Here is a 20,566-nt window from a genome sequence, read left to right on the forward strand (position 1 = left end):
CCCGCGGGCGGCCACGACGGCGGCGGCGCCAGCGTGATCGGGGTGGGGCCGTGAACGCGGCGCTGCGGGTGACTGTCGGCCGGGCCGCGGCCGGGGACCGCGCGGCGGTCGTGACCCTGCTGTGGCTGCTGGACCGGGAGGGCGGGCCGCAGCTGCGGGAGGTGGTGTGGCGCTCGCTGCTCGCGGTACCAATGCCGGATCGTGATTTGTGGCGGGCCGTGCAGGGCTACTGCCTGGCCGCGCTCAGCGCCGACGAGCTGCTCGCCGCGGCCGCGCGGGACGACGGGCACCCGGTGGCCGCGCCGGCCCGCCAGCGGATCCTCGACCACCATCCCGGCCGGCTCGAGGAGCTGTGCCTGCGCGCACCCGGGCGGCCGGGGCTGGCGGCGTGGTGCGCCGCGCACGCGCTCGCCTCGGTGGACAAGCCCGTGGCCGCGGTGCTGCTGCTCGTGTCGGGGCAGATCGAGCAGTACCACGCCGAGGACCCCGACGGCAGTGCGCTGCGGGCCGCGCTGGAGCGGCCCGGGCTCGCGGACCGCCGACCCGTGCTGGCCGCGATGGCCGCGGCCGGGGTGGAGCCGGCGCTCGTCGTCGGCGGCGGTCCGGCGGCCGGCTCCGGGCGGGCCGGGCTGCTGTGGAGCCTGCCGGTGGCGCAGGCGGCGGAGGCGGCGCGCGGGCTCGGCGGGTGGCGGCCGGAGTCCCCGACCGAGGCCCGCCTGGTCCGCCACCTCGCCGGCGCCGACGCGGGGCGGCTGGACCGGGCCACGTTCGACCTGATCCGGCTCGCCCCGCCGGTCGCCCTGGCGCCGCTGCCGGACGGCCGCAGCCGGGTCGTCGACCTGTGCGAACTGCCGGAGCGGCCGCTGGGCGAGCTGACCCCGGCCGAGCTCGGGGTGCTGGAGCGATACCTGAGCACGAGCCGGCCGCCCGCCGCCGTGCGCGAACTGCTGGAGCTGCTGCGGGACTGCCTGCGGCTGCGCTACGGCGACGAGATCGAGCTCGGCGGGCTCACCATGTGATGCGGCGCAGCGTCTCGCGGAGGTTGGCCTCGGTCACCAGCTCCAGCGCCTCCCCGACGGTGAGCCAGCGCAGGGGTGCATCCGCCTTTTCCGGACGAGCGGCCTCGGGGGTACTCGTCGACAGCACGAATCGCACATCGGCGTGCTCGTGCGCCGGCTCGTCGCCGCGGGCCCGCACGGGCACGATGACCACGTGGACGATCGCGGCCTCGGCCGGGTCGGGCCACGGCTTCAGGTCGGCGAGTCCGGTCTCCTCGACACCCTCCCGCAGCGCGATGTCCAGCGGGTCGGTCTCACCCGGGTCGCCGTGCCCGCCGACCTGCAGCCACGCCTCCTGCCGGGCGTGCCAGCGCAGCAGCACCCGGGCCGACGGCGAATGGACGATCAGGGCGGAAGCGGTCACGTGCAGCGGGGTCGACCGCGACCACGCGTCGCCGCCGCCGGCGAGCAGGTCACGCAGCCGCGCCACGTCGGCGGCCTCGGTGGCATCGACCGGGCGGAACCGGTCCAGGGCATCGGAAAGCACCGTCGAAACCTATCCTGAGGGCGTGACCGCGCGCATCGGGATTGATTTCGGGACCGCGAACACCGTGGTCGCCGGGTGGGACGCGGCCGGGCAGCGGGCCGAGCCCATCCCCCTGCCCGGCTACGACGTGGTCCGCGAGCCCGTCCCGGGCCTGCTCCAGCGGGTCGTGCCGTCGGTGGTCGGATACCGCATCGGCGCGGACGGCCGAGTCACGACCGCGCTCGGCGCCGGCGGGCTCACCGACCCCGGGCCCGGCGGGACTGTCTTCCGGTCGATGAAGAGCAACCTCTCCGGGCGGGTCGCCGACGTGCCGCGGACCGTCGGCGGGCGGCCGATCACCGGGCGGCAGGCCGCTACCGACTTCCTGCGCGGGGTCACCGCCCTCGCGGTCCTCGCCGTTGGCGCCGACGACCTGGAGATCGTGGCGACGGCCCCGGTGGAGACCTTCGACAGCTACCGCGACTGGCTCGTCACCGAGGTCGGCCGCGACCTGCCCCAGGCCCGGCTCCGCGTCGTCGACGAGGCCACCGCCGCGGCCGTCGGCCACGGTGGCCGGATGACCCCCGGCGACGCGTTCGCCGTGTTCGACTTCGGCGCCGGCACGCTCGACGTCTCCGTGGTCGTCGTGCGCGACCCGGACGAGGCCGCCGGTGGTGCCGCCGTCCGGGTCGTGGCCAAGGCCGGGGCCGACCTCGGCGGCAACCACATCGACGCCCTGCTGGCCCGCTGGCTGCTCGACCGCGCGGGCGGCGCTCCCCGCGATCCGGTGCAGCACAACACCGCCTTTGCGGTGGTACTCGCCCAGGCCGAACAGGCGAAGACGACGCTGAGCCACCAGGATGCGGTACGGATCGCGGTGGCGGGCGCCGGCCGGCCGCTCGACGTGAGCCGGGCCGACCTGGAGCGGCTCCTGCGCGACGAGGACCTCCTCGGCCGGGTCAACCGGACACTGCGCCGGGTCCTCGACGCCGCCGCCGCGCGCGGCTACCCGGCCGGGGACCTGGCCCGCGTGTACCTCGTCGGCGGCACCAGCCTGATCCCCGCCGTCCAGGATCTGCTGCGGCTGCAGTTCGAGCCCGGCGTCCTGCACCTCGACCGCCCCCTCGAAGCGGTAGCGCTCGGCGCGGCGGCCATTGCCGGCGGCCGCGAACTGCACGACCACATCCAGCACGACTACGCCATCCGCCACATCAACCAGCAGACCGGCGGCTACGAGTTCGAACCCCTCGTCGCCGCGGGCACCCCGTATCCGACCGAGGAGCCGGTCAAGTCCCTCACCATCCGCGGCGTCCGCTCCGGCCAGCGCCGCCTCGGCCTGGCCGTCTACGAACTCGCCCACGCCACCTACCGCGACGCGGGCGCCGACCTGGAGATCGTCTTCGACCGCACCGGCGGCGCCCGGGCCACGCCGATCAGCGCGCAGCAGCGCCAGGAGCGCAGCACGCTGTGGCTCAACGAGGAGAGCCCGACGTTCCTGGAGGCCGACCCGCCCGCCGAGGCCGGCGCCGACCGCTTCCTCCTGGACTTCCGCATCGACTCGCAGAAACGCCTGACCGTGTCCGCCTTCGACCTGGACCGCAAGATCTGGCTCCTGGACCGCCGCCCGGTGGTCCGGCTGGCCTAGCCGTTTCCCCTCCGTCCGTCCTGCTCTGCTCCGTTCCTCCTTCGCCTGGTTGCTCTTCGTCGGTCACGTTTCGCCGGCTGTTTTTCGGGAGGCTTCGCATGTCGCACTTCACCCGCGTCCGCACGGCCCTGCGCGACGCCGATCTGCTGGTCGAGGCCCTGGCCGCCGTCGGCTACCCGAACGCCGAACGCCACGACGAGCCGACGACCCTGTTCGGCTACCAGGGCGACCGCCGCCCGGAAACCGCCGAGGTCATCGTCCGCCGCGCGTACATCAGCGGCGCAAGCAACGACATCGGCTTCCGCCGCACCGCCGACGGCACGTTCGACGCCGTCATCAGCGACTTCGACCGCCGCCGCCACGACACGGCCTGGCTGCACCGCCTGACCCAGCAGTACGGCCGCGCCGCCACCCTGCACTACGCCGAACACAACGGCTTCGAAGTCACCGGCGAAGAGCACCAGCCCGACGGCTCGATCCGCCTCCTCCTACGCCGCACCGCCTAACCCCTCCGGTGCGCTTGGCTGTCGGGGTGCTGTGCGGCTACTGCGGGTCCGCGGCCGGCACCTGTGCGATGGGCGGGAACATTGCGCGGGGCGAGCCGGCTGCGAACCAGACGCCGATGGCCAGGGCGGCTGTGGCCTCCAGGTAGGGGGCACGGTCCAGGCCGCCGCAGGGGACGGGGGTGCACTGCATCGACGTGATGAGGGCGGCGGTCCGGGCGGCGGCCTCCTGGGCCGATGCGCAGTACGGGACGCCCAGGGGGAGGCCCTCGAATACCGGGGGGTCGAGGGTCCAGATGCTGGCGTGGCAGAGGTTGAACGCCTTCACGACAGCGGCTCCTGGTGCGGCGCTCGCGAGCGCGGCGGCTGTCGACGAGCCCGGGGGGACGGTGAGCAGCGGGCCGGCCGGGCCGGGGGCGATGGGGTTGGTGCAGTCGAGGAGGGTTCGTCCGGCCAGGTCGTCGGCCAGCTCCGCGGCGATGCCCGGGGCGGCTGCGGCGGGGACGGCGAACAGGATCAGGTCCCCGTGGCTGGCCGCCGTGCGCAGGGAGGTCCGGCCGGCGGCGAGGACGTCGTGGCCGGCGCGGGTCCAGGCGCCGGCGAGGGATGTGGACATGGCTCCGGTACCGATGATGCCGATCTTCATGGTTGTTCACGCTAGGCGGCCCGATGCACACCGTTTGGTGTCCGTCGGCGGGGCAGAATCGAACGGTGGACGAGGACGATTACACCGCTGACTGCCGGGCCCGGCTGGCGTTCGAGATGCTGGCGAACCGGTGGGACAGCGTCGTGGTCTTCACCCTGGGTGCCGGCGGGCCGATGCGGCCCAGTGCGCTCGTGGCGCGGATCGGTGGGATCAAGCCGAAGGTGCTGCACGACGCGCTGCGGCGGTTGGAGAGCAACGGGCTCGTGTTCCGGCGGGAGTACAGCGAGGCGCCGCCGCGGGTCGACTACGCGCTCACCGAGATCGGGGCGGCGCTGCTCGAGCCGATGCGGGCGATGGGTCAGTGGGCGCTGCGGTACGGCGACGCGGTCCTCGAGGCGCAGGAGCGGGCCGCGGGCCGGGTGACCGTGCGATCATGACCGGCATTGACGACGAGCCCCGGATCCTGCTGATCGACGACCTTCGCTCGTTCGCGGACGGGCGGACCGCGGCGGTGGCCCGAACCAGCGCCGCCGGCGTGGCGCTGCTGGAACGGTACCGGGGCCGGCGCGTCGACGAGCTGTGGCTGGACCACGACCTCGGCGGCGCCGACACGATCTGGCCGGTCGTGGAGGTCCTGGAGCGAGCCGCGTTCGACGAGCACCCGTTCGACATCGGCGTGGTCAACATCCACTCCGCCAACCCCGCCGGCGCCGCGACGATGGCGCAGGCGCTGCGGCGCTGGGGCTACCGTGTGCGGCTCGCGGCGGGCTCCCCGGACGTGGCGTACCGCGGCGACCCGACCGCGACGACCTGAGCACCACCGGCCGCAGCCGGGCCGGGCATCGACCTTGACGCATCCCCGTACGGTGGCTTTACCGCACTGCGGCGCCGACGGGAGGGGCTGTGATGTTCCACGAGGTGTTCTGGTACATCGTGATATTCCTGGTCCTGTTCGGTGGCAGCACCGCGGGCTTCGTCAAGCATCTCCAGTCGCGCCGGCACCAGTTCAAGCTGGCCATGGCGAAGGAGAAGGCGAAGCTGGAGCAGGCGCGGGCGAAGCTTGTCGAGGAGCAGAACCGGCAGGCCGCGCTGGAGGTGCGCAAGGCCGAGCTGGAGATCGAGCGCTACGACCGGCGGATACCGGGCATGCTGTCGATCCCGCCCACCGGCAGCACGGCCGGCGACGCCGTGGACGAGGCGCCGTAGCTTCTGTGCCCGGGTGCTGCCGGGCGGTGGCCTATGCGAGCTCCCGGGCCGCCTGTTGCAGGAACAGGTCGACCTGGTTGCGCGCGTACCCGCGGAACGTGACCGGGAACGACGCCTCGCGCACGGCGGCCGCGGTCTCGGCTCGGGCGGTGGCGCTGCCGGACATCAGTGCTCGGTTGACCTGCTGGACCAGCCGGTCGACGGCGGCCGGGTCGTAGCCGCGCAGGGCCGTCCCGAACTCCGCCGGAGCCCCCGCGAACGACAAGCCGCCCGGCACGTCCCGGTCCGGTTCCGACCCGGGTGCGTCCTCGAGCTGCACGACAAGTCTCGCGATCGCGCCGTCCACCTGGGCCCGGTCGAACCCGCGCAGGACGACCGGCAGGTTCGCCCGGCGCAGTGCGGCGGCCGCGCCGGCCCGCGCCCGCCCGTCGGTGGTCGTCAGGGCCGCGGCGGCCGGGGCGAGGAGCGCGTCCACGGCCGCCGGGTCGTATCCGCGCAGTACCACGGAGAATTCGAACGAGGTCACCGGCTCAGTGTTGTGGCCGTTGTCAAACGCCGCGCCGACGGGATGGCCGCGGTCGGGGGTATCGACGGCGGTACCTAGGATGCTCGGATGATCGGGGACGGGGTGCGCCGGTGGGCGTGGGTGGGGTTCGCCGCCCAGGTGGTGTTCGTGGTGAGCTGGCTGGTGGCGCCCGTGTGGCAGGGCGGCCGGTATCACGCGGCGGAGCACACCATCAGCGACATGCTGGCCGTCGGCGCGCCGGGCGGCCGGGTGCTCATCGCCGTGTTCACCCTGTGCGGCCTGGCCACGATCCTGTTCGCGGGGCTGGCCGTGCGCCCGGCCCTGCGCCCCGGCGGCCGCACCGCCACCGTCGGCGCGGTCCTGCTGGCGCTGTCCATCTTCGGCGTCGGCGACCTGCTGGCCGCCGCCGAGCGGCAGGGCTGCCGCCTGGCCGACCCGGGCTGCACCGGGCCCGGCCAGCGGGCCAACCTCGGCGGCAAGATCGACACCATGATCACCCCGACCGGCATCCTGCTGTTCGTGGCCGCGGCCCTCGTGCTGGCCGCGGCGATGCGGCGGGCGCCGGGCTGGCGGCGCTGGGCGTGGCCGTTCGTGGGTGTCGGTGCCGGCTTCGTCGTGCTGCTGTTCGCCTTCGTCGACGCCCCGGCCGGCCTGACCGGGCTGTTCGAGCGCCTGCTCGCCGCGTTCGGCGCCGCCGCGATCGCCGCCCTGGCCCTGGGTATCGCCCGGCGATCGGGCGCTTCCGAGCGCTGACGCCACCGGACGCTCCCGCGCCTGGTCCATGGCGAAACGGCGCCGGCCCGGGCACCGCAGCGAGTCTCAGCCGGGGAAGTCGGCCGCTTCCGCTGCGTCGCGGCGTCGCCGGCCGCGGGTGGAGGCGACGACCCGGGGCTGGGGGAGGCGGCGATGCTGATCGTGGGAGAGCGCTCTCCGATTCTCCCTAGTTATTGACAGGGATCGAACGGGCGGTCAGAGTGGGAAGCTCAGAGAGCGCTCTCTGGCAAGATCGATCGGACTCCGCCCCCGGTCGACCCGCCAAACCCCGGAAGGTGCCTCATGTCCCCACCCGCCCGTGCGGGCCGGTCCCGGCTGCGCACGATGTTGTTCGCAGCGGCGGCCACGACGCTTGTGGCCACGTTCATCACCGGTCTCGCGCTGCGCTCCGCCGACGCCGCCGAGACCCCGATCTCCCAGGGCAAGCCGGCCACGGCGTCGTCCGCCGAGAACGCCGGCACCGGTGCCGCGGCGGCCGTCGACGGCAACGCCGGCACCCGCTGGTCAAGCGCGTTCAGCGACCCGCAGTGGCTGCAGGTCGACCTCGGCTCCAGCGCGACCATCAACAAGGTCGTGCTCAGCTGGGAGAACGCGTACGCCAAGGACTTCACCATCCAGACCTCGACCGACGGCGCGGCCTGGACCACGATCAACACGACGGTCGACGGTACCGGTGGCACCCAGACGCTCACCGTGAACGGCTCCGGCCGCTACGTGAAGCTCACCACCACCAAGCGCGCGACGCAGTACGGCGTCTCGCTGTGGGAGTTCCAGGTCTTCGGCACCGGCGGCACCCAGCCGACGCAGGGGGCCGGCTGGGTCAACATCGACCAGGCCAAGTGGAACGCCCAGGTGGCCGCGTTCAACGCGCTGCCGACCCACCCGTTCCCGGCCAACGCCGTGCGGGTGTCGGAGTTCAACGCGGCGTGCACCTACGACCACTCGTTCAAGGACGACCCGATCGTGTTCCCGGGGCTGGCCGGTGCGTCGCACATGCACAGCTTCCTGGGCAACAAGAGCACCAACGCCAACTCGACGACCGAGTCCCTGCTGGCCTACACCCAGACCAGCTGCGGGCCGGCGAACGACCTGTCGGCGTACTGGATCCCGACGCTCTACGAGAACGGCGTGGCCGTCGAGCCCAGCGGCGTGACCGTGTACTACGGCTCCCGCCTGCCGGACCCGAGCGTGACGATGCCGTTCCCGCAGGGGCTGCGGATCATCTCCGGCGACGCCAAGCTGCAGCAGGCCACGCCGGCCGGCTCGCCCAACCAGTTCTGGTGCGCCGGGGCCGGTGGCGAGATCGGCCGCAGCACGGACGGCAACTGGCCGCGGTGCGCGCAGACCGCGTTCCTGAACTACCAGCTGGTGTTCCCGGACTGCTGGGACGGCGTCCACCTGGACAGCCCGGACCACAAATCGCACATGGGCAACGCGGTCAACGGCAAGTGCCAGGGCGCCTACCCGGTGGCCGTCCCGAACATCTCGTTCGTGATCGCGTACCCGACCCACGGCAGCGCGGCCGGCTTCACCCTCGCCTCGGGCATGGCGTCGTCGATCCATGGCGACTCGTTCCTCGCCTGGGACAACACGGCCATGGGCCAGCGGGTGAAGGACTGCATCCGCCAGAAGGCCAAGTGCAACACGGCCGGGCAGTTCTGACGACAACACCAGGGCACCCGGGAATGGTCCGGCCATTCCCGGGTAGCCCGCCGCGGTGGGAGCACTGCAGCACTGGCGGCCCGCCTACCTGCCATTGATCCTGGCGTACCTCATCATCGTCGTGAGCGAGACCTGGCTGACCCAGCCCCGGCCCGGGCTGCTCGGCTGGCCGCTCACGATCCTGTGGACGTGGCCCATCTTCACCACGCTCACCGGCATCTTCGGCGTGAGCCGCACCCGCAAACGGCTGCGCGAGGCGGCCCGGCGCTGGGACGGGCACGGTGCGACCCGTGCGGACGCACAGCTCATCGTGACAGTTCCCACCGTCGGCCGGGAGGACACACATCCGGCCCTGGAACGCTCCGTGCGCTCGTACACCAGCTGGCTGCCGCCGTGCTTCCCCCGCCTCCGGGTGGACATCGTCGTGGACGCCGGCTGTGCGGCCGAGCACCGCATCAAGGAGCTCGCCGCCGAGGACACCCGGGTCCGGGTCGTCGCCGTGCCGGCCGACTACCGCACACCCAACGGCACCCGGTTCAAGGCCCGGGCCGCGCACTACGCGCACGAACTGCGCATCCACGAGGGCGAGGCCCGCGACGACGTGTGGGTGCTGCACATGGACGACGACACCGGCGTCGGCGCGGACACCGCCCTGGCGATGGCCCGGTTCATCGAGGAGCAGCGGGCCGTCGGCAGCGCGGGCAAGCATCTGGCCCAGGGCATCCTGACGTATCCGCGGGAGTACGCGCTCAACCGCCTCACCTGGCTCGCCGACTCGGCCCGCCCCGCCGAGGACGTCGGCCGCTTCTCCGCCTGGACCGGCAGCGGCACACCGCGCGCGGGCGTGCACGGCGAACTCCTGCTCGTGCGCGCCTCGATCGAGGCCGGGATCGGCTGGGACTTCGGCCCGCGCAGCCTCGTCGAGGACGCCCAGTTCGCCCTCGTGTTCAGCGAGCGCCACCCGGGCCGCAGCGCCTGGTTCGGCGGCCGGTGCTACGGCGCATCCCCGGCCGGGCTGCGGGACTTCTTCCGCCAGCGCGAGCGGTGGTCGTGGGGCCTGGCCGCGCTGGTGTTCAACCGCAGCCTGCCCCTGCGCAGCCGGCTCCTGCTGGGCTACTCCGTCCTGTCGTGGGTCATCGGACCATTGCAGAACGTGGCGGTGGTACTGCTTGTCGGCGCACTGATCGCCGACCCGAACACCTCACCGACGACGGTGCTCATCATCCCGCTCTGGGCGGTCAACATGGCCTACGTCGTCTGGATGTACTGGGAGGGCCTGCGAGTCAACGCCGGCGTCTCCGGAGACGGCCGCCGCCGCTGGTGGGAGCCGGTCGCGGTCGTCGCCCTCATCCCCGTCTTCGGCCTCATGGAGGGCCTGCCCGGCCTGCGCGGGTTCCTCCGCTTCGCCCGCCGCGAGGAGAACCGCTTCACCGTCATCGCCAAACCGTCGTGAACGCGCCCGGTCAGCGGGAAGCCGGCGTGAAGGCTCCCAGTTCCCGGGCGGTGGCGCGGATGTCGGCGAACAGGGTGCGGCCCCAGTCGGTGAGCCGGTCGGGGTCGAAGGCCTCGGCCGCGTCGAGGTACTCGACGCCGCCACCGTTGCCGCTCCACGACCACCCCAGGTAGCCGATGCCGCGGGTTCGGGTCTCGCGCATGATGGCGTCCGCGGCGACCGGGCCGTCGGTGTGGCGCTGGCCGAACTCGCCCACGACGAGCGGCAGCCCGGCCGTGCGGAACGCGTCGAGGTAGTCGGTGACCTTGGCGGCCGTGTCGTACACGCCGTACATGTGCACGGAGAACACCGTGTTGTGCTGCGGGTCCTGGGCGAGGACGGCCGCCGCGTGCTGCCGCATCGTCTTCGACTGGTCCTGGCCCCAGTTCGGGGCGTCGGCCATGAGCAGGTGCCGGACCCCGGCCGCGCGCAGCGCGGCGATGGCGGCGCTCGTGTCCCGGGCCCAGCCGGAGGTGTCGCCGTTGCCGTACGGCTCGTTGCCCAGGTTCACCACGACGAAAGCCTCGGTGCCGTGCAGGCTGGGAGCGACAGCGGTCCAGAAGGCGGCGGCCCGGTCGAGTGTGATCGCTCCCGGCCGCTCGCCGTAGCCGGTCGTGTCGTGGTTCTCCAGCACGCAGACGAGCCGATCGTTGCGGCACCGCTCGACGATCCCGGCCACCTCGCCGGCGGTCACGTCGCTGGTCAGCACCACCCGCACGGTGTTGGCGCCGAGCCGCTTGATGTCGGCGAACGCGGCCGTGCGATCGCGGTACCAGGCGTACGGATGGCTGATCCCGCGCATCACGAACGGCTCGCCGTGGCCCTCCACGACGTCCGCCCCGCGCACGTGCAGCCCGGCCGCCGGGATCGCTCCCATCGCCGAGACCGCCCCCGGTGCGGTGTGCGGCTGCTTCCAGTACGCGGTCAGGCCCAGGACGAGCACAACGCCCATGATTGCGGCGATCACGGTGGGTTTACGCATCGTCGGCGAGTCTGCCCGCCGGATCACCCCCGGGACCACCCGGCCAGCCGGAATCGGGGGCCGCTGCAACCGTGCGGCAACGCGGTTCGGCTGCGCGGCGCAACCCGGGCGGCGCAGCCTGAGGGCAATCGTTGGCAGCGTTCTTTCCCGGGGCGGACCATGCTTGAGCACCTTCGCGCGCAGATGATCGAGGCGGCCTCGCCCGACGTGGTCGTCGGCCGGCAGGCGATCTACGACACCGCCGGTGCCGTCGCCGGGTATGAGCTGCTGTTCCGGTCCGGGCCCGAGGCGGTCGCGGCGAACCGCAGCGGGGCCGCGGCGACGAGTCAGGTCATCGTGAGCGCGTTCACCGCGTTCGACTTCGACGAGCTCACCGGCGGGCTGCCCGGGTTCGTCAACCTCACCGACGACTTCCTGCGCGGCGACCTGCCGGTGCCGCTGGTGCCGGGGCGGGTGGTGCTCGAGGTGCTGGAGACGGTGAACGTCGACGACCGGGTCGTCGAGGGGGTCGCCGCCCTCGCCGCGGCCGGGTACGCCATCGCGCTCGACGACTTCGTCCCCGGCTCCGAGCACGAGCGGCTGCTCGCGGTCTCCTCCTACGTGAAGATCGACTTCCTGGGCCTGGACGCCGGTGGGCGGGCGATCATCATGAGCCTGCGCGAGCGGTACCCCCACCTGCGCTTCGTCGCTGAACGACTGGAGACGCCGCAGGACATCGCCGAGGCCCGGGAGCTGGGCTATGAGCTGTTCCAGGGGTATGCGCTGGACCGGCCGGTCGTGGCCAGCACCCGCACGCTGAGCGCCTCGCGCATGCGGTGCATCCAGCTGCTCGGTGAGTTCATGGCCACGGAGAGCGACGTCTCGGCGATCGTCGCGCACGTCTCCGCCGACCCGGCGCTGAGCTACCGGCTGCTGCGGGCGGCCAACTGTGCGTGGAACGGCTCGGCCCGGCGGGTCGCCACCGTGCACGGCGCCGTCATGCTGCTCGGCATCGCGCAGGTCCGCGACTGGGTCATGCTGATGCTCGTCGGTGACCTCACGCTCGCCGGCGACGAGCGCATGGCCGACGCGCTGATCCAGGCCCAGCTGTGCCGGCTGGTCGCCGAGCGCTCCGGCCTGCCCGGCGACGAGGCGTTCGTGGTCGGCATGCTGTCGTCGGTGGCGGAGATGATCGGCCAGCCGGTCAAGGTGCTGTCCGAGCAGCTGCCGCTCTCCGACGCGACCCGGGAGGCCCTCGTCGACGGCGCCGGCCCGCTCGGCGCGCCGTTCTGCGCGGTGACCGCCTACCTGCACGGCGTCCCGCCGGCCGCCGACGCCGGGGATCTGGTCACGCCGTATCTCCAGGCGGTGCGCTGGGCGACGGAGACGGTGCGGCGAATCGGGGACTGACAGGCCGGGAGTCCGGCCCGACGGCCACGGCGCGAGTGCGCGCCGTGGCCGTTTTGCTGCCGGTCGGCCGCGGTCCGACTTTCACGATTCTGTTACGTCCAGGTGTCCGGCGTGTCCTTGACACGCTCGGCGGGCCTCGCCAAGATGTAAAAACCAAGCGCTTGTTAGGTTTTGAATCACCCGGTTAAACCACCTGAGGCTGACGATTCGTATAATTCCGACAGGGGTACACATGGGCGTTTTAGCGACGAGGTCTCGTCGGATCGTCAGCTGCCTGGCGGTCGCCGCGATTGCGCTGGCCGGCTGCGGCAACAAGGGCGGGGACCAGAAGCCGACGAACGGGACAGCCACCGGCGAACCCATCATCATCGGCATGGACGAGGACAGCACCGGCTCCGGCGCGGCCTACAGCGTGATCGCCGGCAAGACCATCCGCCTCGCCATCCAGGACATCAACGACAAGGGCGGCGTGCTCGGCCGCCCGATCAAGCTCGTCGTCGAGAACGACGAGTCGGACCCGACGAAGGTCCCGGCCACGCTGCAGAAGCTGGCCAGCCAGGGGGCCAAGGCGCTGTTCCTGCAGAGCGGCAGCGCGGCCATCCTCCAGGCGAAGTCGACGCTCACCCAGCTCGGCCTGCCCGCCATCGCGCCGACCGGCGTGACCGCCACGCTCGTCACACCCCCGGACAACGAGCTCATCTACATGCTGGCCAACACGACGAACGACTGGGCCCAGGTCTACTGCGGGGCGTTCGCGGCGGCCGGGATCAAGAAGATCGGCGTGCTCACCGACGACACCACCACGATCGCCGCCCTCGACAAGGCCCTGTTCGCCCAGATGAGCTGCGTGCAGTTCGTGGCCACGGAGAAGGGCGCGGCCAACGCCAGCGACCTGTCGGCCCAGGTGGCCCGGCTCAAGAACGCCAACCCGGACGCGATCCTCGTGACGAGCGTCGGCGGCGCGTTCGAGGTGCTGGCCCAGAACACCCTCGGCTCGCAGATGGCCGGCACCAAGCGGTTCTCGCTCGCCTCCATCGGCAACCAGCCGTCCTCGTGGAAGCTGGCCGCGCCGGGCGCGCTCAACGGGCTCATCTTCATGGGCTCCATCAACACCGAGAACCCGCGCACCAAGGACCTCATCAAGCTGCTGCAGGACAAGAACGGCAAGGACTACGACATCACCGCGTACGACGCCCAGGCGTGGGACGCCGTGCACGTGCTCAAGGCCGCCATCGAGAAGGCCGGCGGGGTCGACGACCCCAAGAAGCTCAACGAGGCCATGCAGACCATCAAGGGGTACCCGGCCACGTTCGGCCAGGGCAACTTCACGCTGAGCTTCAGCGCGGAGAAGCACCTGGGCGCGGACGGCGCGTGCGGCCTGTCCCTGGTGGAGTTCGGCTCCGACAACAAGCCGAAGGGTCCATGGGCGACATTCCAGCCGCCGTGTAACAAGTAACCCCGAGCCCGACCCGAAGGATTCCGCCCGAAGGATTTCGCCGAAGACCGGCCAGAAAGGTACGCGCGTCGTGGGCCAGTTGCAGCTGTGGTTGTCCGCGCTGGAGATGGGAAGCTTCTTCGGCCTGCTCGCGCTGGCCTACTACTTGACGCTCGTCGGGGCGGGGTTCTTCAACTTCGCCATCGGCCCGTACGCGATGGTCGGCGGCCTGTGCACGTCCTACCTCGTGCTCTACGAGGACATGAACGTCTGGGCCGCCGCCGTCCTCGCCGTCCTCGCCGCCGCCGCACTCGCGGTGTTCACGGAGCTGGCGGTGGTCCGGCAGGTGCAGAAGCGCTCCGGCCGGGGGGAGCTGCCGGCGCTCGTCGCGGTCGCCGCGATCATGTTCGCCGTCCAGCAGCTCGCCGGGTACCTCTTCGGCTACACCACCCTGCCCGGCCAGGCGCTGTTCACGTTCGACCCGGTGACCGTCGGCGGCACCGTGATCCAGCCCAGCACCGTCGTCCTGCTCGCGTTCACCGTCGTCGCGTTCGCGGCGGCCGCCGTGTGGATCCGCTACACCCGGACCGGGCGGCTGCTGCGGGCGGTCGGCGACAGCACCCACGCCGCGACACTGCTCGGCCTGCCGGTCAACCGGGTGCGGCTCATCGCGTTCCTGCTCTCCGGGCTGCTCGCCGGCGTCACCGGCCTGCTGTTCGCCCCCAAGGCCGGCGTGAGCTCGCTGTCCGGGCTCGCCTGGGCGCTGTCGAGCTTCCTGGCGATGGTCATCGGCGGCACCGGCTCGGTGTGGGCCCCGCTCGTCGGCGGCCTGCTGCTCGGCCTGGTCGAGGTGTTCGTCCCGTACTACTTCGGCGGGCAGTCCCACGTCTACGGGCTGCTGCTCGTCGCCCTGCTGTTCTTCGCCTTCAAGCCCAGTGGCCTGTTCGTACGGAGGATTCGCACATGAAGCGCCTTCCGGGCTCCTTCGGGCTGCTGCTCGGGGTCGCCGGTGCCGTGCTCATCCTGGTGTGGGTCGGCGCCGACGGATACAAGCAGACGCTCGTCACCACCACGGCGACCTACGCGCTCATCGCGCTGGGCATGTACGTGCCTTACCTGATGGCCGGCTCGCTCTCCATGGCCTACGGCGCCTACGCGGGCATCGGCGGATACGCGGTGGGGCTGCTGTCCTCGCGCACCGACCTGCCGCTGGCCCTGGCCTGGGTCGCCGGGCCGGTCGTCGCGGCCGCCGTCGCCGTCCTGCTGGGCCTGGCCACCCGCCGGCTGTCCGGGTTCTTCCTCGCCGCCGTCACGCTGCTGTTCGGCATGGCGTTCACCGCGCTGCTCGTCGACGCCGAGAGCCTCTCCGGCGGCTCCGGCGGGCTCGGCTCCCTGCGCAAGCTCGACCTCTTCGGCTGGGAGCCGTCGCACTACCAGGTCGTGGTCGGCTCGCTCGCCGTCGTGTGCGTCATCGCGTTCCTGCTCGACCGGCTGCGGATGTCGCCGTGGGGCGTCATCGTGCGCACCATGCGCGACGCGCCCCGGGCCGTCGAGGCGGCCGGTGTGCGGGTCTCGGTGATGAACCTGGTGTCGCTGGCCATCGGCGCGGCCATCGCGGCCGTCGGCGGCGGGCTGTTCACCTACTCGGCGGGCAGCGTCACCCCTGACACGTTCACCCTCAACCTGGTGTTCCTGGCCATCTTCATGCCCCTCATCGGCGGCTCGGCGACGCCGTGGGGTGCGGTGCTCGGCGCGGTCATCGCCGTCGAGCTGACCCTGAACTTCCCGGCCGTGCAGACCAGCGGCACGCTGATCCTCGCGCTGGGCGTGCTCGTGATCCTGCTCGTCGCGCCGCAGGGCGTGATCGGCTACGCGACAAGACTGGCCAGACTCGTAGGGGGACGACGTGGCTGAGACGCTGCTTGTCGGTTCCGGGCTGACGAAGCGATACGGTGGGGTCACCGCCCTGCAGGACGTCTCCTTCGAGCTGCGGGCGGGCGAGATCCTGGGCCTGGTCGGGCCGAACGGTGCCGGCAAGACCACGCTCGTCGACCTCATCTCGGGCGCGCAGCCGGCGACCGAGGGCACGCTGACGCTGCGCGGGCAGCGGCTGGCCGGCCCCGCCGCCAAGCGGGCCAAGGCCGGGCTGGCCCGCACGTTCCAGTATCCGCAGCTCGCCCTCGAGCTCACCGTGGCCGAGAACCTGCTCCTGGGCCGGGCCGCCCGCCGGCACGGCACGGTATGGCAGATGGTGGCCGGGAGCTTCGCCGGCGCGTTGCGTCCGCAGCTGCCGTCCGACGCTCAGGCCGTACGATCGCTGGCGCTCGAGCTCGGCATCGAGCGCCTGGAGCGGCCGGCCGGCGACCTGTCCCTCGGCGAGCAGCGGCTGGTCGAGGTCGGCCGGGCGCTCGGGCAGGACCCGCTCGTGCTGCTGCTCGACGAGCCGTTCGCCGGGTCCGACGCGAGCGGCGTGGCCGGCATCGTCGAGGTCGTGCGCACCGTCCAGCGCCGCGGCCACGCCGTCATCCTCGTCGACCACAACGTTGACCTCGTGGCCGGCCTGGTCGACCGGATCATGCTCCTGGACCGGGGCCGGTCGGTGTTCGACGGCGACCCCCAGCAGTGCCTGGCCAGCCCTGAGATGCAGCAGGTGTACTTCGGGGTCGCCGAACCCGCGGACGCCGAGGAGGACGCGAAGCATGTCGTCTCATGAGCTGCGCCTGGAGGGCCTCACGGTCCGCTACGGCCACGCCAGCGCCGTGACCGCACTCGACCTCACCGCGCCCGGCGGCACCGTCACCGCCCTCGTCGGCCCCAACGGCGCCGGGAAGAGCAGCGCACTGCTCGCGGCGTACGGCTCCGTCGCCGCTACCGGCAAGGTCTTCCTCGACGGCGAGGACGTGAGCCGGCTCAGGCCCGCCGCGCGCGCCCGGGCCGGCATCGCCGTCGTCCCGCAGGGCCGGCAGCTGTTCCCGAAACTGAACGTCGCCGACAACCTCCAGGTGATGGCCGAGCTGCTGCGGCTGCCGCGCTCGGCCGTCGACACCGCCATCGACCGCTTCCCGATCCTGCGGACCCGGCTGCGCAGCCTGGTCGGCGTGCTGTCGGGCGGGGAGCAGCAGATGCTCGTCGTGTCCCGGGCGCTGATGGGCTCGCCGCGGGTGCTGCTGCTGGACGAGATGATGACCGGCCTCGCCCCGCTGATCGTCCAGGAGCTGCTGCGCACCGTGACGGCGCTGGCCGGCGAGGGCGTGGCCGTCCTGATGGCCGAGCCGTCGCTGGGCGCCGTCCGCGGGGCCGTGGACCGTGGCTACGTGCTGGTGCGGGGCGAGACCGTGGCGGTCGTCGAAACCGGCGGGAAGGCTCTCGACGCCGAGTATCAGCAGCGCATGGGCGTGCTGAAGAGCGCCGCCGCCTAGGTGGTGAACCGCGTGCGGCGCCGCCCGACCTTGTACAGGATGCCGCCCGCGCCGGCGACCGCGAACCCGGCCACGACAAGGCCCGTCAACTGCCCGCCGGTGGCGCCCCCGGTGACGGGCAGCGCCGTGGCCGACGTCGTGGGAGATACCGACGGGGACCCCGACGGCGACTTGCTCGGTGACGGCGACGCCGAGGGGGACCTGGACGGCGACTTGCTCGGTGACGGTGGCTTCGAGTGGGACTTCGACGGGTAGGGCCGCGGGTCGGCGCTGGCCGGGGCGGTCAGCGTGAAGCCGGCGATGACCAGGACGAGGCCGGCGCCGGCGAACAGCAGGGCGCGGGCGAAGAGTCGTGACATGCCGGGTAGCCAACCGCCTCGGCTGGTTAGTCCGTGGTCACATCGCGGGGCGATATTTCCACGCCGCCCCGCTCACCCGGCGGCCCCGCCAGGACCGCCAGCAGCCGGTCGTGCTCGGCCCGGGTGCCGATCGCGGCGCGGTATCCGGGGTGGTCGCGGTAGTGGCGGATCGCCGCCTCGATGAAGCCGACCTCGACGCCGCGCAGTTGGTCGGGACCCCCGATGCGCCCGGCCCGGATCGCCTCCCACGGCGCGAAATCCGGCGAGGCGAACACGGATCGCACCGTGACGCCGGCCGGGTCGAGGACCACTGTGGACCGCCAGAAGCGGAAGGTCAGCACGGCGAGGCCGGCCGCGGACAGGCCGATGCCCGCCACGATCCAGGCGTCGGGCACATCGATCGGGTCGACCCGCTTCTGCCACAGCACCACCGGGGTGAGGCCCAGGATCGTGAGGACCGGGGCTGTCGCCGTCGCGACCATGGCCGGCGCCGGCGGGGCGACGAACCGGCCCGGGCGCACCACGAACGCCCGGCCCGGGCCCGGCAGCGCGACGAAGGGCAGCACCGTCCCCACCGTCGGGAGGAACAGTTCCGCCGGCACCCACCACCAGAACATGAGATGCCCCTCGTCCACCGCGGTCTTCGTGGCCACGAGGGCGACGAAGACCGCGGCCGAGCACACCGAGACGATCAGGATGCGAACCACCGGCGACCCCCTGGGAGCACGTCACGTGACGCATGTCGAGGACCTGAGCGAGTACACCTGCTGCGACGAGGACTCCATTGCAGCAGACGGCGGCTACCCGACGCGCCGGACGGCTTCGCCGATGCGCTGCTGCACGACCCCGGCCGGACCGGCTGATCGGGCCGCCCGCCGCCCCGCCGGCCATGCGATGCTGGGGGTGTGCAGCCTGTCGACAAGCGGTATTTCGAGGACTACGCCACCGGTGACGTGCACGCGTTCCGCGACTCGGCGGTCGTCGTGGACGGCGAGGAGATGGTGGCGTTCGCGCGGCGCTTCGATCCGCAGCCCATCCACGTCGACGCGCAGTTCGCGGCGGCCGGGCCGTTCCGGGGGCTGATCGCCAGCGGGTGGTTCACCGGCAGCGTGTTCATGCGGCTGTTCGCCGACCACTATCTGTCCACAGTGGCCAGTCTCGCGTCACCGGGGGTCGACGAGCTGCGCTGGCCGGTGCCGGTGCGGGCCGGGGACCGGCTCTGGCTGCGGGCCACGGTCCTCAGTGCCCGCCCCTCCAACTCCAAGCCGGACCGGGGCGTCGTGCAGACGAAGGGCGAGCTGCTCAACCAGGACGACGTGGTCGTGATGAGCCTGATCGCCGTCAACCTCCTGCGCAAGGGAAGCGTCGCGGGCGGATAGCGCGACCCGCCTGCGGTTGGGCAGCGCACCACCCGCAGCACACCGAGTGCCCCGGCCGCAAGGGTCCGGCCGGTGGGCGGCCCGGCCGGCGGCCCGCCTCGCGGCGCCTCGGCGGCGGCGATCGTGCTCATGGCCACGACCGGCGACGCGCGGGCCCGGCGTCGGAGCCCGGGCGGGCGGGGGAGCCGCCGTGAAACTTTCACGGGTGAGCAGCCCGGATGGGTCGGCGCGGGCGCGTGCGTTGACGGCCGGGGCGGGGCCGCCGAAAGCTCGCCTACGTGGAGATCGTGGTGGAGTTCGAGGGGGCCGGCTCCGGGATCGCGGAGCTGACCTGGGGACAGCGCGACGTCTGGGACCTGATGCGCCAGACCGGGCGGACGATGAACATCGGCGGGACCATGCCGTGCGCGCCCGGTGAGACGATCGAGCACCTGGCCGGGCTGCTGCGGTTCATCGTGAGCCGCCACCAGGCCCTGCGCACGAGGATCACAGTCGACGGCGGGCGGCCCCGGCAGCACGTGCACGCGTCGGGCCGCATCGGGCTGGAGATCGTGGACGGCGGCCCGGACCCGGAGGGCACCGCCGAGCGGCTGCGGGTGCGCTACCAGACCACGCACTTCGACCCGGCCCGGGAGTGGCCGGTGCGGATGGGAGTCGTGGTCGACGGGGACCGGCCGACGCACACGGTGCTCATGTACTACCACGTCGTCATCGACGGGTTCGGCATCGACGCGATCGTGCGCGACCTGGCGAATCTCGGCGACCCCGCGGCGCCGGTGCAGGGTGTCACGCCGCTGGAGCTCGCGGCCCAGCAGGGCGAGCCGGGGGCGGTGCGGCAGAGCGAGAAGGCACGCCGGGCCTGGGAGAAGCAGATCGCCCGGATCGCCGCGGCCGGCATCGCCGCCCCGGAGCCGGCCGATCCGGGCCTGGGGCAGCCGCGGCACTGGGAGGTCGTCTGCGAGTCGCCGGCCCTCGCCCTCGCGCTGCGGGCGGTCGGGGCGCGCACCGGGCTGGCGTCCGGGCCGATCCTGCTCGCCGCGTACGCCGTCGCGCTGAGCCGGGCGACGGGGGCGGACACCGCCGCCGTGCAGGTGATCGTCAGCAACCGGTTCCGGCCCGGGTTCGCCGACGCCGCGACGAGCCTGCGCCAGTTCGGCCTGGTGGTGCTGGAGACGGGCGCGGGGTTCGACGAGGTCGCCGCGCGGGCGTGGTCGGGGACGCTCTCGGCGTACAAACACGGGTATTTCGACAATGCCGGCCTGCCGGGCGTGCCGGAGCCGACGGCGTTCTTCAACGACCGCCGCCGCGGCACCGGCGAGTCCGGCGACGTGGTGGCGGCCGTCGGCGACATCGAGGCGGCGCGGGAGAAGACGAGCGTGCGGTGGGGTGTGCGCGAGGACACCTACGACGGGACGTTCTACCTGCACCTCGAGGACGAGCCGGGGCGGATCGTGTACACCCTGTGGGGCGACACGCACCGCTACGCGCCCGCGGTCATCGAGCAGTGCGCGCGGGACCTGGAGGCCGTCGTCATCGCCGCAGCGGATGCGGGCGAGCACGTACCGTCGCTAAAGAAGATTTAAGGTCGGGTTCGGCAAAAAACGTAATCGAGCGGCGGAACGGGC

At 72.7% G+C, this 20,566-nt stretch carries 23 protein-coding genes; 17 read left to right on the top strand and 6 right to left on the bottom strand.

Annotated elements, in window-relative coordinates; translation table 11 throughout:
* Positions 1 to 50: 50 nt before the first annotated feature.
* Positions 51 to 1,019 (top strand): hypothetical protein, encoded by a 969-nt coding sequence (locus Dvina_RS21175; RefSeq protein ID WP_223104195.1) that lies wholly within the window; start codon positions 51 to 53, stop codon positions 1,017 to 1,019.
* Here Dvina_RS21175 and Dvina_RS21180 read toward each other — a convergent pair.
* Complete coding sequence (locus Dvina_RS21180; protein ID WP_223104196.1) at positions 1,009 to 1,545, bottom strand: NUDIX hydrolase; 537 nt, start codon at positions 1,543 to 1,545, stop codon at positions 1,009 to 1,011. The two genes, Dvina_RS21175 and Dvina_RS21180, sit on opposite strands and share 11 nt — an antisense overlap.
* A 22-nt stretch (positions 1,546 to 1,567) precedes the next feature.
* Between Dvina_RS21180 and Dvina_RS21185 the strand changes: the two genes are divergently transcribed.
* A complete protein-coding gene (locus Dvina_RS21185; protein ID WP_223104197.1) occupies positions 1,568 to 3,169 on the top strand; it encodes an Hsp70 family protein in 1,602 nt (533 codons plus the stop codon).
* A gap of 98 nt (positions 3,170 to 3,267) precedes the next feature.
* Positions 3,268 to 3,675 (top strand): DUF1257 domain-containing protein, encoded by a 408-nt coding sequence (locus Dvina_RS21190; RefSeq protein WP_223104198.1) that lies wholly within the window; start codon positions 3,268 to 3,270, stop codon positions 3,673 to 3,675.
* A 37-nt stretch (positions 3,676 to 3,712) separates the two neighbouring features.
* Here the strand turns inward: Dvina_RS21190 and Dvina_RS21195 are convergent, their stop codons facing one another.
* Positions 3,713 to 4,318, bottom strand: a complete 606-nt coding sequence (locus tag Dvina_RS21195) for an NADPH-dependent F420 reductase (protein ID WP_223104199.1) — start codon at positions 4,316 to 4,318, stop codon at positions 3,713 to 3,715.
* Positions 4,319 to 4,383: 65 nt separating this feature from the next.
* Here Dvina_RS21195 and Dvina_RS21200 point away from each other — a divergent pair, with 65 nt between their 5' ends.
* The 3 genes from Dvina_RS21200 (at position 4,384) to Dvina_RS21210 (ending at position 5,524) form a co-directional block, all read left to right on the top strand.
* The gene (locus Dvina_RS21200; protein ID WP_246656351.1) at positions 4,384 to 4,755 is read left to right on the top strand and encodes a winged helix-turn-helix transcriptional regulator; all 372 of its coding nucleotides are present in this window, start codon (positions 4,384 to 4,386) and stop codon (positions 4,753 to 4,755) included.
* A complete protein-coding gene (locus Dvina_RS21205) occupies positions 4,752 to 5,132 on the top strand; it encodes a cyclic-phosphate processing receiver domain-containing protein (protein WP_223104201.1) in 381 nt (126 codons plus the stop codon). The genes Dvina_RS21200 and Dvina_RS21205 overlap by 4 nt, the downstream gene beginning before the upstream one ends.
* 89 nt (positions 5,133 to 5,221) lie before the next feature.
* Complete coding sequence (locus Dvina_RS21210) at positions 5,222 to 5,524, top strand: hypothetical protein (protein ID WP_223104202.1); 303 nt, start codon at positions 5,222 to 5,224, stop codon at positions 5,522 to 5,524.
* A 31-nt stretch (positions 5,525 to 5,555) separates the two neighbouring features.
* Here Dvina_RS21210 and Dvina_RS21215 read toward each other — a convergent pair whose 3' ends face one another.
* Positions 5,556 to 6,050, bottom strand: a complete 495-nt coding sequence (locus Dvina_RS21215; protein ID WP_223104203.1) for a DivIVA domain-containing protein — start codon at positions 6,048 to 6,050, stop codon at positions 5,556 to 5,558.
* An 87-nt stretch (positions 6,051 to 6,137) separates the two neighbouring features.
* On the opposite strand from Dvina_RS21215, the gene Dvina_RS21220 reads away from it, so the two are divergent.
* The 3 genes from Dvina_RS21220 to Dvina_RS21230 all read left to right on the top strand — a co-directional run bounded on the left by Dvina_RS21220 (position 6,138) and on the right by Dvina_RS21230 (position 9,939).
* Complete coding sequence (locus Dvina_RS21220; protein WP_223104204.1) at positions 6,138 to 6,803, top strand: DUF998 domain-containing protein; 666 nt, start codon at positions 6,138 to 6,140, stop codon at positions 6,801 to 6,803.
* A 303-nt stretch (positions 6,804 to 7,106) separates the two neighbouring features.
* A complete protein-coding gene (locus Dvina_RS21225; protein WP_246656352.1) occupies positions 7,107 to 8,486 on the top strand; it encodes a DUF1996 domain-containing protein in 1,380 nt (459 codons plus the stop codon).
* 55 nt (positions 8,487 to 8,541) lie between these two features.
* Positions 8,542 to 9,939 (top strand): glycosyltransferase family 2 protein, encoded by a 1,398-nt coding sequence (locus Dvina_RS21230; RefSeq protein WP_223104205.1) that lies wholly within the window; start codon positions 8,542 to 8,544, stop codon positions 9,937 to 9,939.
* A gap of 10 nt (positions 9,940 to 9,949) precedes the next feature.
* Here Dvina_RS21230 and Dvina_RS21235 read toward each other — a convergent pair whose 3' ends face one another.
* On the bottom strand, positions 9,950 to 10,960 hold the full coding sequence (locus tag Dvina_RS21235) for a cellulase family glycosylhydrolase (RefSeq protein WP_223104206.1): 1,011 nt from the start codon (positions 10,958 to 10,960) through the stop codon (positions 9,950 to 9,952).
* Positions 10,961 to 11,119: 159 nt separating this feature from the next.
* Between Dvina_RS21235 and Dvina_RS21240 the strand changes: the two genes are divergently transcribed.
* The 6 genes from Dvina_RS21240 (at position 11,120) to Dvina_RS21265 (ending at position 17,203) form a co-directional block, all read left to right on the top strand.
* Complete coding sequence (locus tag Dvina_RS21240; protein ID WP_223104207.1) at positions 11,120 to 12,349, top strand: EAL and HDOD domain-containing protein; 1,230 nt, start codon at positions 11,120 to 11,122, stop codon at positions 12,347 to 12,349.
* A gap of 232 nt (positions 12,350 to 12,581) precedes the next feature.
* Entirely contained in the window at positions 12,582 to 13,805 is a 1,224-nt protein-coding gene (locus Dvina_RS21245) for an ABC transporter substrate-binding protein (protein ID WP_223104208.1), read from the top strand.
* Between the two features lie 70 nt (positions 13,806 to 13,875).
* Complete coding sequence (locus Dvina_RS21250) at positions 13,876 to 14,751, top strand: branched-chain amino acid ABC transporter permease (protein ID WP_223104209.1); 876 nt, start codon at positions 13,876 to 13,878, stop codon at positions 14,749 to 14,751.
* Entirely contained in the window at positions 14,748 to 15,698 is a 951-nt protein-coding gene (locus tag Dvina_RS21255) for a branched-chain amino acid ABC transporter permease (RefSeq protein ID WP_223104210.1), read from the top strand. The genes Dvina_RS21250 and Dvina_RS21255 overlap by 4 nt, the downstream gene beginning before the upstream one ends.
* On the top strand, positions 15,691 to 16,497 hold the full coding sequence (locus Dvina_RS21260) for an ABC transporter ATP-binding protein (RefSeq protein ID WP_223104211.1): 807 nt from the start codon (positions 15,691 to 15,693) through the stop codon (positions 16,495 to 16,497). Before Dvina_RS21255 ends, Dvina_RS21260 begins: the two co-directional genes overlap by 8 nt.
* Positions 16,484 to 17,203, top strand: a complete 720-nt coding sequence (locus Dvina_RS21265; protein WP_223104212.1) for an ATP-binding cassette domain-containing protein — start codon at positions 16,484 to 16,486, stop codon at positions 17,201 to 17,203. The genes Dvina_RS21260 and Dvina_RS21265 overlap by 14 nt, the downstream gene beginning before the upstream one ends.
* Here the strand turns inward: Dvina_RS21265 and Dvina_RS21270 are convergent.
* The gene (locus tag Dvina_RS21270; RefSeq protein ID WP_223104213.1) at positions 17,200 to 17,562 is read right to left on the bottom strand and encodes a hypothetical protein; all 363 of its coding nucleotides are present in this window, start codon (positions 17,560 to 17,562) and stop codon (positions 17,200 to 17,202) included. The two genes, Dvina_RS21265 and Dvina_RS21270, sit on opposite strands and share 4 nt — an antisense overlap.
* 26 nt (positions 17,563 to 17,588) lie before the next feature.
* On the bottom strand, positions 17,589 to 18,269 hold the full coding sequence (locus tag Dvina_RS21275; RefSeq protein ID WP_223104214.1) for a PH domain-containing protein: 681 nt from the start codon (positions 18,267 to 18,269) through the stop codon (positions 17,589 to 17,591).
* Positions 18,270 to 18,467: 198 nt separating this feature from the next.
* Here Dvina_RS21275 and Dvina_RS21280 point away from each other — a divergent pair, with 198 nt between their 5' ends.
* Both Dvina_RS21280 and Dvina_RS21285 read left to right on the top strand, forming a co-directional pair.
* On the top strand, positions 18,468 to 18,941 hold the full coding sequence (locus Dvina_RS21280; protein WP_246656353.1) for a MaoC family dehydratase: 474 nt from the start codon (positions 18,468 to 18,470) through the stop codon (positions 18,939 to 18,941).
* A gap of 278 nt (positions 18,942 to 19,219) precedes the next feature.
* Positions 19,220 to 20,524, top strand: coding sequence for a condensation domain-containing protein (locus Dvina_RS21285; RefSeq protein WP_223104215.1), 1,305 nt, complete (start codon positions 19,220 to 19,222; stop codon positions 20,522 to 20,524).
* Positions 20,525 to 20,566 lie beyond the last annotated feature (42 nt).

It is taken from the genome of Dactylosporangium vinaceum, assembly GCF_019904175.1.
GTDB lineage: Bacteria > Actinomycetota > Actinomycetes > Mycobacteriales > Micromonosporaceae > Dactylosporangium > Dactylosporangium vinaceum.

Bases quoted from the DNA above. Each gene is read 5' to 3' on its own strand.
- Dvina_RS21190 (WP_223104198.1), top strand. From the start codon at position 3,268: ATGTCGCACTTCACCCGCGTCCGCACGGCCCTGCGCGACGCCGATCTG.
- Dvina_RS21195 (WP_223104199.1), bottom strand. From the start codon at position 4,318: ATGAAGATCGGCATCATCGGTACCGGAGCCATGTCCACATCCCTCGCC.
- Dvina_RS21205 (WP_223104201.1), top strand. From the start codon at position 4,752: ATGACCGGCATTGACGACGAGCCCCGGATCCTGCTGATCGACGACCTT.
- Dvina_RS21220 (WP_223104204.1), top strand. From the start codon at position 6,138: ATGATCGGGGACGGGGTGCGCCGGTGGGCGTGGGTGGGGTTCGCCGCC.
- Dvina_RS21225 (WP_246656352.1), top strand. From the start codon at position 7,107: ATGTCCCCACCCGCCCGTGCGGGCCGGTCCCGGCTGCGCACGATGTTG.
- Dvina_RS21235 (WP_223104206.1), bottom strand. From the start codon at position 10,960: ATGCGTAAACCCACCGTGATCGCCGCAATCATGGGCGTTGTGCTCGTC.
- Dvina_RS21240 (WP_223104207.1), top strand. From the start codon at position 11,120: ATGCTTGAGCACCTTCGCGCGCAGATGATCGAGGCGGCCTCGCCCGAC.
- Dvina_RS21245 (WP_223104208.1), top strand. From the start codon at position 12,582: ATGGGCGTTTTAGCGACGAGGTCTCGTCGGATCGTCAGCTGCCTGGCG.
- Dvina_RS21255 (WP_223104210.1), top strand. From the start codon at position 14,748: ATGAAGCGCCTTCCGGGCTCCTTCGGGCTGCTGCTCGGGGTCGCCGGT.
- Dvina_RS21265 (WP_223104212.1), top strand. From the start codon at position 16,484: ATGTCGTCTCATGAGCTGCGCCTGGAGGGCCTCACGGTCCGCTACGGC.
- Dvina_RS21270 (WP_223104213.1), bottom strand. From the start codon at position 17,562: ATGTCACGACTCTTCGCCCGCGCCCTGCTGTTCGCCGGCGCCGGCCTC.